Below are 14,516 nucleotides of genomic sequence, written 5' to 3'. Positions count from 1 at the left end.
TCCTCGCCGTCACATCGGAGCTCCTGCATGCGTGTGTCCCGAGCGACCGGTGCAGCCGTCGCCGCCTCCCTGCTCCTCGCACCGGCCCTCTCCAGCTGTGCCGGCGCCGTCGATCCCGTGCGGGACGTCGCCAGGGGCGGCACCGCCACACTGGAGACCGTGGACCGGTGGGCCGAGGACCCGGTGGACGGCGCGAGCGCCGCGCAGGACGACGTCCTCCTCGCCGAACCGTTCACCGGGATCGCGACCGACGATCCCTGGGTGGACGGCAGCCGGCACGGCGCCTGGCAGTCGGTGTACGACGGCTACGGAACCGTCCTGCTCCGTGGCGGTCAGCCGGTGGCGCTCTCGCAGCGCCCGATGGCCGCGACGTCGGAGGAGGAGACCCATGCGGCGCTCGCCGTCACGGTCCAGGAGTACTCGGCCGTCGACGTGACCGTTCGGCAGCGGACCGTCGAGCAGCTCCGCGTTCCGGACCCGAACACGTGGGAGGTGCCGTGGTTGTTGTGGGGTCACTCCGACGACGAGCACTTCTACTACCTCGTCCTCAAGCCCAACGGGTGGGAGCTCGGCAAAGCCGACCCCGCATACCCGGGCGCCCAGCGCTTCCTCGCCACCGGCTCCAGCCCCACGTTCGGTGTCGGGGACTGGCACACCGCCCGGGTCCGACACACCGGCGACACGATCGAGGTGTGGGGTGACGGTCAGTTTTTGACCAGGTTCGTCGACCGCGAGCGGCCCTATCGAGGTGGGCACGTCGGCCTCTACACGGAGGACGCCCACGTGGAGCACGTGGACCTGGTGATCCGCCGGGCGGACTGACGTCGCTGCGCCGTCCGCCCTGAACGCCCCGCCTGCTCGGGCGGGTCCCGCCCCGCTCCTGACAGGCGGCTCTCCTCAGAGCTGCCCTTGCGTGATCGGCTCTCAGCCGGCACCGCGGCCGCCTGATGCGGTTCCTCCGGAACGTGGCTCGCGTCGGCATCGTCACCGGCACGACCGTCGAGGCGACCGAGGGCTGGGGTCTGCACGCCCGACCTGATCGCGTACGAGCGAGAACGGGATCGACCCCATCCGCCTCCGCCCGCACCCGCACGCGTTAGCGATGTACTACGACAAAGATCCACCCGACACACTCCAGGAGCCGGTGACCAGCACGAGCGGTCACCCGCCCCTCTGGTGTCCTCGCCCTGCGCTCAGCGCAGGTGATCACCGCAGTCGCGAGAAGCGTCGCACCGCCTCACTCCTCAGCCAGAGACGGTCACGGGCGGCCACCTCCGGGTCACCCCGGGCTGCGGAGCAGACGGCGGGCCCGGACCGCCGCGAGCGCCCCGACGCCCGAGGTCACCCCGACCAGCAGGAGCTGCACACCGAGGAGGTGGCGGGGCAGCCCCGGTCTCCCGAGCTGACCGTCGAAGAAGCCGGAGAGGCTGCTGAGCAGGCACACGGCGGCGAGCAGTCCGGCCGCCGCGGCCCCCCGCCGGCCGGGCCGGCGGACCGCCGCGGCGGCGAGTGCGGCCTGCGCGACCATCACCGGAGCGGGCGCGGCGGCGACGGCCCGTCCGCTCCAGGCCTCGGCCGGGGTGTTCCAGCCGGACGCCACGGCGAGGCCGCCGCCGACGCCGTCGAGCAGGAGCATGCCGGCGGTGGCCAGCCCGAGCCTCCGGCCGCTCCTGTCGGTGGGTCCCGGCGGCTCGACGACCCGCCGGCTCGTGGTGCGGCCGACCATCACGGCGGGACCTCCTGCTCGGCCGATCGACGACCGCAGGGTAGGTGGGACCTCGCGCGGTGGGTACCGGTGTGGTCGCCGCACCCGATGCCGACCCCGGTCACCCGGGACGACCCGGGCCGGCCCTCGGCCTCCCCGTCCCGCCGGCTCGCGCACCGCAGCACGCGTGGTCAGAGTCCAAAGTCGGTTCCGCGCGCCACGCCCCGCTGGCAGGGTGGGCACGCGGCAATCCCTGACGTGCAGCAGGTCGTCCACGGGGGAGAGACGGGGCCTCCCATGACCGCCGACACCCGGCCGGACCTCCGCCCCAGCTACCTGGAGCACCGTGCGATGCGCACGGACGCGGAGCGGCTGCGGACGCTCGTCGCCTCGGCCCGCCCGGCCGACGCGGACCGGCTGTCCGCGCTGGCCGCCTGGTACGCGAGGTACGAGGGCGCCATCCACGACCACCACACCGCCGAGGAGGCGGTCGTCTATCCCGCGCTGCTGGAGCGGGACCCGACCTTCGCCGATGCGGACGGCGAACTGGAGGGAGAACACCGGGTGCTGGCCGATCGCCTGGCGGTCATGGGCCAGAGCCTCCAGGCACTGCCCGCCGCGGCCGGGGGCGGCAGCTGGGAACGGGACCTGGAGGAGGCGGTCCGTGCCGCGGAGGCGCTGCAGGAGATCCTCGGTGTGCACCTCCCCCACGAGGAGGACGTCGCCTTCTCCCGGTACCAGCGGGAGTTCACGGCCGAGGAGTTCACGGCCCTGGGCGAGGCCGCGTGGAAGGTCGTCGGCGCGCGCGCCGTCGTGTTCGCCGGGCCGTGGGTGCTCGACCACGCGACCCCGGCCGAGCGCGCGGAACTGCTGGCCGCTCAGCCGCTGCTGCTCCGGGTCCTGTACCGGCTCGCGCTCCGCCCGCGCTACGAGCGCCTGGCCCGCCCGGTGCGCACCCCTGCTCCCCCGGCGTCCGCACACCCGGAGGCCTGACGTGCCCACCGTGCCGTGGCGTCGCCGCCTCTCCCCGGTCCCGGGTGACGAGTACCTGGTGCTGGCCAGCCGGCTGCCGCTCCGGTCGTTCGCCCAGGTCCCGCGGTTCCTGGGGCTGACCGTCGCGGTCGTCCGTCAGCTGGAGCGCACCGAGGGACTGGTCGGTTACAGCCTGCGGGCCCAGCCGCTCGCCAGGACGTTCTGGACCCTGTCCGCGTGGACCGACGACGCGGCGCTCGGCCGCTTCGCGCGGGAGATGCCGCACGCGGCGGTCATGGCGACGCTGCGCCCGCACATGAGGCCCACGCGGTTCGAGTCGTGGACGGTCCGCGGCGACGAGCTCCCCGTGGCGTGGGACGACGCGGTCGAGCGCCTGCTGCGACCGGCCGGCTCCTCACCGCCGCCGTCCCCGGTCCCCTAGGGAACGGTCACCCGGAGAACGGACCGGGAGGTCCAGCGATGGTGCTCCTCGTCGTGCTGGTCGGGACCTACGCCCTCGCCCGGCTGCTCCCCTCGCGGCTGCACCGCCGCCGCCCGCCGCCGGACGCTGCGCGGGTGGCGATGGCCACCGCGATGGCCTTCTCGGGGGTCACCCACGTCGTGAAGCCCGAGCCCTTCGTGCAGCACCTGCCGGAGTTCGTGCCCGCGCGGGAGCGGGTGATCCTCTGGACCGGGCTGCTCGAGGTGCTGTTCGGCGTGGGGCTGGCGGCACCCCACCGCCGGCGCCGGGAGGTGGCTCTCGCCCTCGCGGCGTACCTGGTCGCCGTGTTCCCCGCCAACGTCTACGTCGCCGCGGCGGGCGTCCGGATCGAGGGCCTCCCCGGCGCCTCGCACCCGTGGCTGCGACTGCCCCTCCAGTTCGTCTACATCGGCTGGACCTTCTGGGCCGTCCCCGGTGCGTGGCAGCTCGCCCGCAGCCGGGCTGCGCAGCTGCGGGACGCGACGGCGCCACCCCTCCGCGACCGGGAGACGGTCCTGGCCGGGGCGACGTCGTGACCGCGGGCACGGACCCCGGCCCGGCGTCGTCGCCCCGGGACCGCGGGCGGGAGCCCTCCTGCTGCTGACGGGGGACCGCGTCCCGTCGCGAGGCGGCCCCCCGGGAACCCCACCGGGGCCGAGGTCCCCACCAGGGGGTTCGCAGGAGGCGTCGCGCGGGGCAGAATCCCGGGGAGCGGCTCAGACGGGGGGCGGGCACCCGACCGACGGGAGACGCCGTGCACGCGTCCGACGCGCCGCACCACCCTGACGGCGCAGCACACCGCGACGACGGCGCGGAGCTGCGGCGGTACCGGGCGCTGGTCGAGTACGCCCCGGACGCCGTCGTGATCCTCGACCTCGACGCGGGCCGGTTCGTCACGGTCAACCGGGCCGCCGAGGAGCTGTTCGGCATGAGCCGGGCGGAGCTGCTGCAGGTGGGGCCGGTCGAGGTCAGCCCGCCGGAGCAGCCCGACGGGCGGTCCTCGCGGGAGGCGGCGGCGGCGCAGCTCGACCGGGCGCTGGCCGGCGAGCGGCCCCGCTTCGACTGGACCCACCGCCGCGCCGACGGCACCGACGTCCCGTGCGAGGTCACCCTGCTGCGGCTGCCCGACCCCGACCGGCGGCTGGTCCGCGGCAGCGTCCTGGACGTCACCGAGCGGCGCGCCACCGAGACCGCCCTCGCCGCGCAGGCCGCCCGCCGGATCGCGGAGCAGATCGCCCGGCGGGCCGCGGAGGCGAGCGTGGCCCGGCTGCAGGCGACCGTCGCCGGCCTCAACGCGGTCGTGTGGGAGCGCGACCCGGCCACGCTGCGGCTGACCTTCGTCAACGAGCGGGCCGAGGAGCTGCTCGGCTACCCGGCCTCGCGGTGGCTGGCCGACGAGGGGCTGTGGTCGCGGATCCTGCACCCCGACGACCACGACGCCGTGCTGGACCGGGTGCGCCGCGAGGTCGACGCGGGCGCGGTGGACTTCACGCTGACCTACCGGGTGTGCACCGCCGACGGCCGGTGGGTGTGGCTGCAGCACCTCGGCCACGTCGCCCGGGACGAGGACGGCACCGCCCGCACGCTGCACGCGGTCCTGTTCGACGTCACCGAGGCCCGGCGCCGGGAGCGGGCCGCGGGGCTGCTGGCGGCCGCCGGCCAGGCGCTGGCCGCCCCGGGGGCGGTGGAGGACCGGCTGGCCGCGGTGGCCGCCCTCGCCGTCGAGGAGCTGGCCGACCGGGCCCTGGTCTGGCTGCGCGGCGACGACGACCGCCACAGCGTCGTCGCCGCCGCCCCCGCCGACGCGGCGCGGGGACTCACGGGCGTGCCGCTGCTCGTCGTGCCCGAGGAGCTGCGCCCGTCCGTGGAGGCCGGGCAGCCGTTCGTCGTCGGCACGGTGACCGAGGCGCTGCGGGACGAGGCCACCGGGCGCTCGCCGCTCCGGCTGCCCGCCGACCCGCTGCCGGTCGGCCCCCGCCTGGTGGTGCCGCTGGTGACCGGCGGGGAGCGGGTCGGGCTGCTGTCCCTGGCCGTCGCGGACCCCGGCCGCCGCTTCGACGACGCGGACCGGGCGCTCGCCGGCGACCTCGGCCGGCTGGTCGCGACGACGGTGGCCGCCGAGCGGCTGGCCGAGCGGCAGCGCCAGCTGCACGACCTCGCCGTGGCCCTGGCCGCCGCCGGCACCGCCGCGGAGGCCGGTGCCGAGCTCACCGCGCGCCTGCACGAGTCGCTGGGCGCGGCGGTGGTCGCGGTGTGCGCCCTCGGCGAGGACGGCCTGCTGCACACCGTCGACGTCCACGGCGACTCCCCCGGGTGGACCGCCGGGTTCAGCACCATCCGGCTGTCCGCGCCGGCCCCGCTGGCCGAGGCCGCCCGCACCCGCCGCCCGGTGTGGCTGCCCGACCGCGAGGCCCTGGTGTCCGGCTACCCGGAGATGGCGCCGTTCCTGCGGCCGGAGACCCAGGCGACGGCGTCGCTGCCGCTGCTGGCCGGTCCCCGCCTGGTCGGCGCGGTTGCGGTGGTCTTCGACCGGCCGCGGGCCTTCGACGCCGCCGAGCGCGCGTTCCTGCTCACCGTCGCCGGACAGGTCGCCGGGGCGCTGGAGCGGGCCGCGCTGGCCGACGTGCGCCGGGAGGTGGCCGACACCCTCCAGCGCAGCCTGCTGCCCGCCCGCCTGCCCACCTCCGACCGGCTGGGCGTGACCGCCCGCTACCTCCCCGCGGTGACGGGCACGTCCGCCGGTGGCGACTGGCACGAGGTGGTGCCCGTGCCCGGCGGCCGGACGGCGCTGGTCGTCGGCGACGTGGTCGGCCACGGTGCCTCGGCGGCGGCGGTGATGGGCCGGCTGTCCAGCGCGCTGTCCGGCGTGCTGCTCACCGGGGAGGGGCCGGCGCGGGCGCTGGAGCTCCTCGACGGCTTCGCCGGGCGGATCGACGGCGCCGCGCTGGCCACCGTCGCCTGCCTGGTCCTCGACCCGGCCACCGGCCGGCTGACCGCCAGCACCGCCGGCCACCCCCCGCCGCTGCTGGTCGCCCCCGACGGGTCGGCCGTGCTGCTCGACGGCGGGCACGGCCCGGCGCTCGGCGTGGCCGGCACCGGCCGGCGCCCGGAGACGGTCAGCGTCCTGCCCGCCGGCGCCACCCTCCTGCTCTACACCGACGGGCTGGTCGAGCGGCGCGGCAGCCTGCTCGACGAGGGCCTCGCGCGGCTGGCGGCGGCGGCCGGGGCCCGGGCGACGGCGCCGCTGCCGGCGCTGGTCGACGGCGTCCTCACCGACCTGCTCGGCGGCGGCCACGGCGCCGACGACGACGTCGCCGTGCTCGCCGCCCGGGTGCACCCCGCCTCCCTGCGCCTCGAGCTGCCCGCCGAACCCCTGCAGCTGGCGCGGCTGCGGCGGGAGGTGTCCCGGTGGGCGCGCGAGGCCGCCCTGTCCCCCGACACCACCGAGGACCTGCAGCTGGCGGTCGGGGAGGCCGCGGCCAACGCCGTCGAGCACGCCTACCGCGACGCGACCGAGCCGGGCCGCGTGCTGGTCGAGCTCGTCGCCGACCCCGACGGCGGGGTGGCGGCCACCGTCACCGACGGCGGCACCTGGCAGCCGGCGGCCGCCGACCGGGGCTTCCGCGGCCGCGGGCTGGACATGATCGCGGCGCTCGCCGGCGGTGTCGACGTCCTCCCCGGCCCGGGCGGCACCGCTCTGCGGTTCCGGCTGGCGGCCCCGGGCCCGGTGCCGCCGCCGGCCCCGGGGTCCGCCGCGGTGGCGGGCGCCCCCGCGGTCCTGCGGGCCGGGGACGAGCCGTACGGCCGCCGGCTGGAGCTGGCCGGCGACCTGGACCTCGCCGGCGTCACGGAGGTCCGGGCGGCGCTGCTCGCCGAGGTCGCCGACGACCGGCCGCTCCTGCTGGACCTCACCCGGCTGGGCTTCGTGGCGAGCGTCGGCGCCGGCCTGCTGCTCGAGGCCGTCCGGACGGCGGGCGGCCACCTCGAGGTCGTGCTGCCGCCCGGCGGGTCGGCCCGGCGGCTGCTCGACCTCACCGGGCTCACCGGCGTCCTGGCCGGCGGGGACGGGAGCGCCGCCTCCTGACGTCGCCGACGCGCCGGCTCACCCGGCCGCGACCGCCGGTGCGGGGAACACCAGGTCCAGCACGCGCTCCGTGGCGTGGCCGTCCTCGCGCGAGCAGAACCGCTCCCTGAACCGGTCGTAGCGCTCGCGGTGGCGCTCGGCCAGCGCGTCGAGGTCGCCGAGCGCGTCGAGCACCTCGTCGACGGTGCCCAGCAGCGGGCCGGGGGCGAGTTCCTCGAGGTCGAGGTAGAAGTGCCGCAGGTCGCCGCGGTAGTGGTCGAGGTCGTAGGTGTAGTAGAGGATCGGCTTGCCCGTGACGGCGAAGTCGAACTGCAGGGACGCGTAGTCGGTGACCAGCACGTCCGCCGCCAGCAGCAGGTCCCGGATGTCGGGGTGGTCGGACACGTCGACCACGTGCGGCACGTCGACGCCGTCCAGCGCGTCCGTGACCTGGTAGTGCAGCCGCACCAGCAGGACGTGGTCGGACCCGAACCGGTCGGCGAAGCGCCGCAGGTCCAGGCGCAGGCGGTGGGAGGGGCCCTCCTCGTCGGCCAGCTCGTCGTCGCGCCACGTCGGGGCGTACAGCACGACGGTGCGGTCGGCGGGGACGCCGAGCTCGGCGCGGACCAGCTCGCGGGCCCGCGCGGGGTCCGGCCGGGAGAGCACGTCGTTGCGCGGGTAGCCGGTCTCGTGCACCGGCCCGTGGTAGCCGAAGACCCGCGGCAGCAGCGTGCTGCCGTCGGGGTTCTGCGCCAGCAGCAGGTCCCACCGGGCGATGTCCCGGTCGATCACCGCGGGGACCTCCGGGTCGAAGGTGACGTCGCGGTGCACCGCCTTCAGCGGCGTGCCGTGCCAGGTCTGCAGGTAGGTCGCTCCCGGCCGCTTGTCCCAGTCCACGGACAGGTGGGTATTGGACACGACCAGGTCCGCCGACTCCAGCGCCGCGACCGCCTCGTCCCCCTCGACCGGGACGGTCGCGGCGTCCGCCGGGAACTCGTCGGCGTGCGCCTCGGCGCGCATCCAGACGTGCTCGACGTCGTCGCCGCGGGCGAGCAGCGCCTCGTGCAGCGCGCGGGGGTTGTCGGAGTACCGGCCGTCGAAGCTGCGGTAGACGATCTTCACGTGTGTCCTCGGGTCGTCGGGGCGTGCGGTGCCGATCCGGCCCCGGTCGGGGACCGAGGGGGTCAGCGGCTGCGGGTCTCGGGGAAGAGCAGGTCGAGGACGCGGGCGGCGACCGGTCGCGGGAGGTGGTCGGCGAGGTCCGGCCGCGGGGTGGCGCCCACGAGGACGTACCCCGGTGCCCCGGCGTCGGGGACGCGGAGGTCCAGGCCCGCGACGGGCAGCCCGAGGGCCCGGCTCGCGCGGACGGCGGCCGCGGCGACCTCCGGGTGCAGCCGGTCGGTGACGTCCTCGACGGTGCCGCCGTCGTCGGCGCCCGGCCGGACGGGGATGCGCTCGCCGGCCGGCGGGACGTCGTCCATCGCCCAGCCGGCCTCGGCGACGGCGGCGGCCGTCCCCTCGTCGAGCGGGATGCGGGACCGCCCGCCGGTGGCCCGCTCCCGGCGCCGGCCGGCCCGGCGGACCAGCGCCGCGACGTCGGAGACCCCGTCGCCGACCACCGTGGCGGGCCGGCGCACCCCCGCGGCGACGACCGCGGAGTCGACGACGACGACCCGCAGCTCCTCCCCCGCCGGCACGGCGTCGGCAGCCACGCGGACCCCGGCGCGGGCGGCGACCCGGCGGGTCACCCGCGGGTCCGCGCAGCGGCTCAGGGCCACGGCCGAGGTGAGCTCGGGCATCGACCCGCAGGTGAGCGCGCTGCGGGCGCCGAGGGTGTGGCGCAGCTCGCCCTGGTCGGCGTCGGTGACCTCGACCCGCACCCCGCGGCGCAGCGCCTCGTCGGCGAGCAGCCGCGCGCAGGGCGCGAGCCGGTCGAGCCCGGCCGGGGCGGGGACGAACAGCGGCGCGTTGACCGCGTTGCGGCGCTTGACCACCAGCGCGGGCACCCGGCGGAAACCCAGCTTGCGGTAGAGGGCGATGGCGGGCGTGTTGTCGTGCAGCACCGAGAGGTCGAGGTAGGCGCGGCCCCGGGCGAGGTAGCGCTCGGCGAGCACCCGGACCAGCGCCTCCCCGGTGCCCGGCGGGGCCTCCTCCGGGTCCGCGGCCAGGCACCACAGGCTGCTGCCGCCCTCGGGGTCCCCGAACGCCCGGACGTGGTCGACCCCGGTGACCGTGCCGACGACCCGCCCGGTGCGCCGGTCCTCCGCCACGAGGTAGCGCACCGTGCGGGTGGAGTGGTCGTGCCAGACGGTGGCCGGGTCCCCGGGGACCATGCCGGCCAGCCGGACGATGCGCTCCATCTCGGCGACGTCGTCCGGGCAGGTCACCGTGCGCACGAAGACGTGCGGGACCAGCTCACGGCGCGGCCGGTACCGGTGCAGGTCCAGCCGGAGGGTCAGCGAGGGGTCGAGGAACAGCTCGCCGGGCGCCAGCCCGAGCAGGACCTGCGGGTCGCGGGGGTAGACGCAGATGTCGCGGCGGCCGTCGGCCTCGTCCCGGAGGACGTCGGCCAGCCGCTGCGTGTCGGCGAACGTCTGGCCGAACAGCAGCCGTCCCCAGCCGAGGTCGAGGGTGGCGTCGGCGTCCATGCCGCGCAGCTGGTGCTCCGACGGCGGCTGCCACGGGATGCCGGTGATCGTCGGGACGGCCGTCAACGGCCGCCGCCGCGACGTACTGGTGCTCACGATGGGTCGCCACCCGGGGTCGTGCCCGGCTCGTCAGGCGGCGTGCTGCACCCGGCCGTGCCGCCCCACCATGCCCCTCCTGTCGCGGACGAAACCGACCCGGAACGACCGGGTCCCGGTCAGCGCCCGACCGGGACCAGCCGCGCCGGGCCGGCCGGTGCCTGCGCCGTCGCCGCGCGCAGGAGCTCGTAGGTGCCCTGGGCGGCGGCCGCCCACCGCCCAGCCACCGGCTCGCCCCGCAGCCAGGTCGCGGCCGCGACCAGCAGCTGCCAGCCGGCCGCCGCCTCCAGGTTGAGGTGGACCGGCAGCGGCAGCACGCGCAGCAGCCCGGCGGGGTGGTCCGTGAGCAGCGTGTCGGCCAGCCCCGCCGCGCCGGAGGCGGCCAGCAGCAGGCGGGTCCGCGGCCCCCACGGCCGGGTCCACGGCACGGTGAGCAGTGCCAGCGTGCTCACCACGTCGAGGACGGCGTGCACCGTCGGCGGCAGCGGCCGGACCGGGGCCAGCGGGTCACCGGGCCGTGACCGGGGCAGCACGACGTCGTCGTCGATGGGCTCGCGGCGGTCCAGCTCGCCGGAGAGGAAGACGTCCACCAGCCGGGCGGTCACGTCCGGCGCCGACCAGTGGGCGTTGTGCGCGGCGCCCTCGATCACGACCAGCCGGCCGTCGGGCAGCAGCCGGGTGACCTCCTCGGCCCACTCCTGGCCCAGCGTCCGGTCGTGCCGGCCGCGCACCACCAGGGTCGGCGCGGCGACGTCGGGCAGCCGCTGCTCGATCGGGTCGTCGGCGCTGCGGACGAGCTGCTGCACCATCCGGGCCACGCCGGTGGACAGGTACTCGACCTGCATCACCGGCTGGAGCGTGGGGACCTCGAAGACCTGGTTGCGCAGCACCTGCGGGTACTGCCGCCAGGGCCGGCGGTAGCGGGGGTCCGGCGTCGAGCCGGACAGCACCAGCCGCTCCACCCGCTCGGGGTGGCGGGCGGCGAGCTCGACACCGACCTGCGCGCCGATCGAGTTGCCGAAGAAGCTCGCCCGGCGGATCCCGCAGGCGTCGAGCCAGGCCAGCAGGTGGCCGGTCTGCGTGGCGACGTCGGGGCCGCCGGGCCAGCGCAGGTGCGGGTCCCGCGGCGAGCGGCCGAACCCGGGGAGGTCGGGCGCGAGGACGTCGTGCCCGAGGGCGGCCAGACGCCGTCCCAGCGGGACCAGGTACCGGCTGGACAGACCCAGCCCGTGCAGCAGCACGACCGGCACCCGCTCGCCGCCCGCACCGGAGCGCCAGGTGCGGGAGTGGACCCGGGCGCCGACCGCGGGCACGGCGGTCCGCACGTGGCGCGGAGGCGGGCCGGCGGGGCGGAGGGAGGTCAGGACGGGCACGGGTCCTCCGGAGGGAGGTGGGACGCCCCTCGGCTCGGGGCGCCGACCCCGTACCCGGACGCAGGGGACGAACCACACCGGGCCGTTCCGGATTGGGACGGCGAGCCGGTGGGCATGGGTCCGGGGCCGGTGCGGGCGAGCAGCCACTCCTCGCCGTCCCTCCTCCCGAGAGCCCGTGATGACGCCTGCCCGGACCCGGGCGACGGCACCCGCCGTCCCCCTGTCGGACCGCACCCTCCGCGACCTCCCGCCCGACGTCTCCGTCCCGGACTACGACCGCGCCGCGCTGCGCCCCGGGATCGTGCACGTCGGCGTCGGGGGCTTCCACCGCGCCCACCAGGCCGTCTACCTCGACGAGCTGGCCCGCCTGGGCGAGACCGGCTGGGGCGTGGTCGGCGTCGGCCTGCACAGCCGCGAGATCGGCGAGGTCCTCGCCGGCCAGGACCGGCTGTGGACCGTGGTCGAGCGCTCCGTCGACGGGGACCGCGCCACCGTCGTCGGCGCGCTGACCCGGTACCTCTACGGCCCGGACGACCCGGAGGCGGTGCTCGCGGCGCTGACCGACGGCGGCACCCGGGTGGTCACGCTGACGATCACCGGGACCGGCTACCGCGTCGACGCGCACACCGGGGAGTTCGACGCCGACGACCCGCACGTCGCCCACGACCTCGAGGACCCCGGCACACCCGAGACCGTCTTCGGCTACCTGGTCGAGGCGCTGCGCCGGCGGCGGGAGGCGGGGACGGCGCCGTTCACGGTGCTGTCCTGCGACAATATGCAGTCCAACGGTGCGGCGGCCCGCTCCGCGGTGGTGTCCTTCGCCCGGCTGCGCGACGAGGACCTGGCCGACTGGATCGACGCGAACGTCGCCTTCCCCAGCAGCATGGTCGACCGGATCACCCCGAGCACGACCCCCGAGGACCGGGACGCCGTCGCGCGGGAGACCGGCGTCGACGACCGGTGGCCGGTGGTCACCGAGCCGTTCCGCCAGTGGGTGGTCGAGGACGCGTTCTGCAACGGGCGGCCGCCGCTGGAGCGGGTCGGCGTCCGGTTCGTCGACGACGTGTCCCCCTACGAGACGGTCAAGACCCGGCTGCTCAACGCCGGGCACTGCGCCATCGCCTACCTCGGCTACCTCGCCGGCCACCGGACCACCGCCGACGTCATGGCCGACCCGGTCTTCCGCGGCTTCCTCACCCGGCTGATGGCCGAGGAGATCGCCCCCGGGCTGCCCGAGGTCCCCGGCGTCGACCTGGACGGGTACCAGGCCACGCTGCTCGACCGGCTGGCCAACCCCCGGATGGCCGACCAGCTGGCCCGGCTGGGCCGCCGGGGCTCGTCCAAGATCCCCAACTACCTGCTGCCGTCGGTGCGGGCCGCGATGGAGGCCGGCCGGCCGCACCGGCTGCTGTGCCTGGCCGTGGCCGGCTGGCTGCGCTTCCTCCGCGGCTCCGACTACGCCGGCGAGGAGGTGCCGATCCAGGGCCCGCGGCCCGACCTGGTGCCGGTCGCCCGGGAGGCGGGCGGCGACGCGAGGCCGCTGCTGTCGGAGCGGGCGGTCTTCGACCACGTCGGCCAGGACCCGCGCTTCGCCGGGTGCGTGCAGCGGGCCCTGACCGCGCTGGACCGGCAGGGACCGCGCGAGGTCATCGAGGAGTTCCTCGCCGACGGCGGTGGCGCGTGACGGCCGGGCGCCACCTCGCCCTCGACGCGGCCGCGGTCACCACGCTGCTCTGCGACGCCGACGGCACGCTGTTCCCCTCCGAGGAGCCGGCGTACGCCGCGTCGGCCGACGTCACCAACCGGTTCCTCGCCGGGCTGGGGGCCGGGCGCACCTACGCCCCCGACGAGCTGCAGCGCACGACCAACGGCAAGAACTTCCGCGCGGCCGCCGCGGAGCTGGCCACCGCCCACGGGCGCGAGCTCACCCGCGCGGACCTCGAGGAGTGGGTGACCGAGGAGAGGGACGTCGTCACCGCCCACCTGCGCACCGTCCTGCGCCCCGACCCCGCGGTCCGCGGGCCGCTCGAGCGCCTGGCCCGCCGGTTCGCGCTCGCGGCGGTCACCTCGAGCGCGTCGTCGCGGCTGGCCGCCTGCCTGGAGGTGACCGGCCTCGCCCCGCTGTTCGCCGGCGACCGCCGGTTCAGCGCGGAGGACTCGCTGGCCGAGCCCACCAGCAAGCCCGACCCGGCGGTCTACCTGTACGCCGGCGCCACGCTCGGCACCGGCCCCGCGGAGGCGGTCGCCGTCGAGGACTCGGTGAACGGGGCCCGGTCGGCGGTGGCGGCCGGGTACCCGACCGTCGGCATCCTGCAGTTCGTCCCGGACGCCGACCGGCCGGCCCGCGGCGAGGCGCTGCGGGAGGCCGGCGTCGCCGCGGTCGCGGACTCGTGGGCCGACGTGGAGCGGCTGCTGGGCTGACCTCAGCGGCGCCCGGCCGCCGCGGCCGCCAGCGCCCCGAGGTCGTTGGCCGCCAGGTGCAGCAGCGCCGGCGCCAGCAGGCTGCCGCTGCGCTCGCGCAGCCGGGCGAACAGCACGCCGGCGCCCGCCGTGGCGAGGCAGGCGGCGGCGACCGCGCCGGCCCGGCGCGGCCGGTCCGCGGCCGGCGCGTCGAGCGCGAGCGTGCGCACGGTCGGGGTCACGTGCCACAGGCCGAACAGCGCCGCCGCCGCGGCCCGCGCCTGCCGCGCGGGCAGCACCCGCCGCAGCACCGGGGGCAGGACGCCGCGGAAGGCGACCTCCTCCCACAGCACGGTGCCGACCGGGATGCGCACCAGCACCCGGACGGCCAGCGCCCGCGCGCCGAGCCCGGTCACGCGGGCGTCGGCGAGCAGGGGCCGCAGGGCCGGGACGGCGAGGGCGGTGGCGTACCCGGCGCCGACGACGGCGGCCCAGGCCCCGCCCGCCCGCGCCCCCGCCCCCAGCCGCCGCGGGTCCAGGCCGAGCGCGGCCCAGCTGATCCCCCCGGAGCGGGCCGCCGCGAGCAGCGTCGCCGCGGCCGCGGCCGGTACCTCCGCCTCCCCCCCGCCCCCCCCCCCCCCCCCCCCCCCCCCCCCCCCCCCCCCCCCCCCCACCCCCCCCCCCCCCCCCCCCCCGCCCCCCCCCCCCCCCCCCCCCCCCCCCCCCCCCCGCCCCCCCCCCCCCCCCCCCCCCCCCCGCCCCCCCCCCCCCCCCCCCC

Annotated in this window: 12 protein-coding genes; 7 read left to right on the top strand and 5 right to left on the bottom strand. The window is 77.6% G+C overall.

Features of this window, described 5'->3' with window-relative positions; translation table 11 throughout:
- The first annotated feature begins 159 nt into the window (after window positions 1-159).
- Window positions 160-822 carry a family 16 glycoside hydrolase gene (locus ACI79Z_RS21650; RefSeq protein WP_387989130.1) on the top strand — a complete coding sequence of 221 codons (663 nt, stop codon included), beginning with the start codon at window positions 160-162 and terminating at the stop codon, window positions 820-822.
- Between the two features lie 457 nt (window positions 823-1,279).
- Here ACI79Z_RS21650 and ACI79Z_RS21645 read toward each other — a convergent pair whose 3' ends face one another.
- Complete coding sequence (locus ACI79Z_RS21645) at window positions 1,280-1,726, bottom strand: hypothetical protein (protein WP_387989127.1); 447 nt, start codon at window positions 1,724-1,726, stop codon at window positions 1,280-1,282.
- A gap of 276 nt (window positions 1,727-2,002) precedes the next feature.
- Between ACI79Z_RS21645 and ACI79Z_RS21640 the strand changes: the two genes are divergently transcribed.
- From ACI79Z_RS21640 to ACI79Z_RS21625, 4 genes are all read left to right on the top strand, one after another.
- The gene (locus ACI79Z_RS21640) at window positions 2,003-2,698 is read left to right on the top strand and encodes a hemerythrin domain-containing protein (RefSeq protein WP_387989125.1); all 696 of its coding nucleotides are present in this window, start codon (window positions 2,003-2,005) and stop codon (window positions 2,696-2,698) included.
- A gap of 1 nt (window position 2,699) precedes the next feature.
- Window positions 2,700-3,119 (top strand): hypothetical protein, encoded by a 420-nt coding sequence (locus ACI79Z_RS21635; protein ID WP_387989123.1) that lies wholly within the window; start codon window positions 2,700-2,702, stop codon window positions 3,117-3,119.
- Window positions 3,120-3,157: 38 nt separating this feature from the next.
- A complete protein-coding gene (locus ACI79Z_RS21630) occupies window positions 3,158-3,694 on the top strand; it encodes a DoxX family protein (protein WP_456903959.1) in 537 nt (178 codons plus the stop codon).
- A 218-nt stretch (window positions 3,695-3,912) separates the two neighbouring features.
- Window positions 3,913-7,242 carry a SpoIIE family protein phosphatase gene (locus ACI79Z_RS21625; protein WP_456903956.1) on the top strand — a complete coding sequence of 1,110 codons (3,330 nt, stop codon included), beginning with the start codon at window positions 3,913-3,915 and terminating at the stop codon, window positions 7,240-7,242.
- Window positions 7,243-7,260: 18 nt separating this feature from the next.
- Here the strand turns inward: ACI79Z_RS21625 and ACI79Z_RS21620 are convergent, their stop codons facing one another.
- The 3 genes from ACI79Z_RS21620 to ACI79Z_RS21610 all read right to left on the bottom strand — a co-directional run bounded on the left by ACI79Z_RS21620 (window position 7,261) and on the right by ACI79Z_RS21610 (window position 11,338).
- Window positions 7,261-8,343, bottom strand: a complete 1,083-nt coding sequence (locus ACI79Z_RS21620; RefSeq protein ID WP_456903954.1) for a CDP-glycerol glycerophosphotransferase family protein — start codon at window positions 8,341-8,343, stop codon at window positions 7,261-7,263.
- 62 nt (window positions 8,344-8,405) lie between these two features.
- The gene (locus tag ACI79Z_RS21615; RefSeq protein ID WP_456903952.1) at window positions 8,406-9,965 is read right to left on the bottom strand and encodes a GNAT family N-acetyltransferase; all 1,560 of its coding nucleotides are present in this window, start codon (window positions 9,963-9,965) and stop codon (window positions 8,406-8,408) included.
- Between the two features lie 119 nt (window positions 9,966-10,084).
- Window positions 10,085-11,338 (bottom strand): alpha/beta fold hydrolase, encoded by a 1,254-nt coding sequence (locus tag ACI79Z_RS21610; protein WP_387989113.1) that lies wholly within the window; start codon window positions 11,336-11,338, stop codon window positions 10,085-10,087.
- Between the two features lie 178 nt (window positions 11,339-11,516).
- Between ACI79Z_RS21610 and ACI79Z_RS21605 the strand changes: the two genes are divergently transcribed.
- Both ACI79Z_RS21605 and ACI79Z_RS21600 read left to right on the top strand, forming a co-directional pair.
- Entirely contained in the window at window positions 11,517-13,022 is a 1,506-nt protein-coding gene (locus tag ACI79Z_RS21605) for a mannitol dehydrogenase family protein (RefSeq protein WP_456903950.1), read from the top strand.
- Entirely contained in the window at window positions 13,019-13,759 is a 741-nt protein-coding gene (locus tag ACI79Z_RS21600; protein ID WP_387989109.1) for an HAD family hydrolase, read from the top strand. Before ACI79Z_RS21605 ends, ACI79Z_RS21600 begins: the two co-directional genes overlap by 4 nt.
- Window positions 13,760-13,761: 2 nt before the next feature.
- Here the strand turns inward: ACI79Z_RS21600 and ACI79Z_RS21595 are convergent, their stop codons facing one another.
- Window positions 13,762-14,154: a CPBP family intramembrane glutamic endopeptidase gene (locus ACI79Z_RS21595; protein WP_456903947.1), complete on the bottom strand. Its 393-nt coding sequence runs from the start codon at window positions 14,152-14,154 to the stop codon at window positions 13,762-13,764.
- Between the last annotated feature and the right edge of the window lie 362 nt (window positions 14,155-14,516).

This window comes from Geodermatophilus sp. SYSU D00663 (assembly GCF_054050655.1).
The sequence above is the reverse complement of the archived record's forward strand: the minus strand, read 5'-3'. Positions and strand labels throughout refer to the sequence as shown.

Excerpts from the sequence above, each read along its gene's own strand:
- ACI79Z_RS21630 (WP_456903959.1), top strand. The coding sequence starts at position 3,158 with ATGGTGCTCCTCGTCGTGCTGGTCGGGACCTACGCCCTCGCCCGGCTG.
- ACI79Z_RS21645 (WP_387989127.1), bottom strand. The coding sequence starts at position 1,726 with ATGGTCGGCCGCACCACGAGCCGGCGGGTCGTCGAGCCGCCGGGACCC.
- ACI79Z_RS21605 (WP_456903950.1), top strand. The coding sequence starts at position 11,517 with ATGACGCCTGCCCGGACCCGGGCGACGGCACCCGCCGTCCCCCTGTCG.
- ACI79Z_RS21640 (WP_387989125.1), top strand. The coding sequence starts at position 2,003 with ATGACCGCCGACACCCGGCCGGACCTCCGCCCCAGCTACCTGGAGCAC.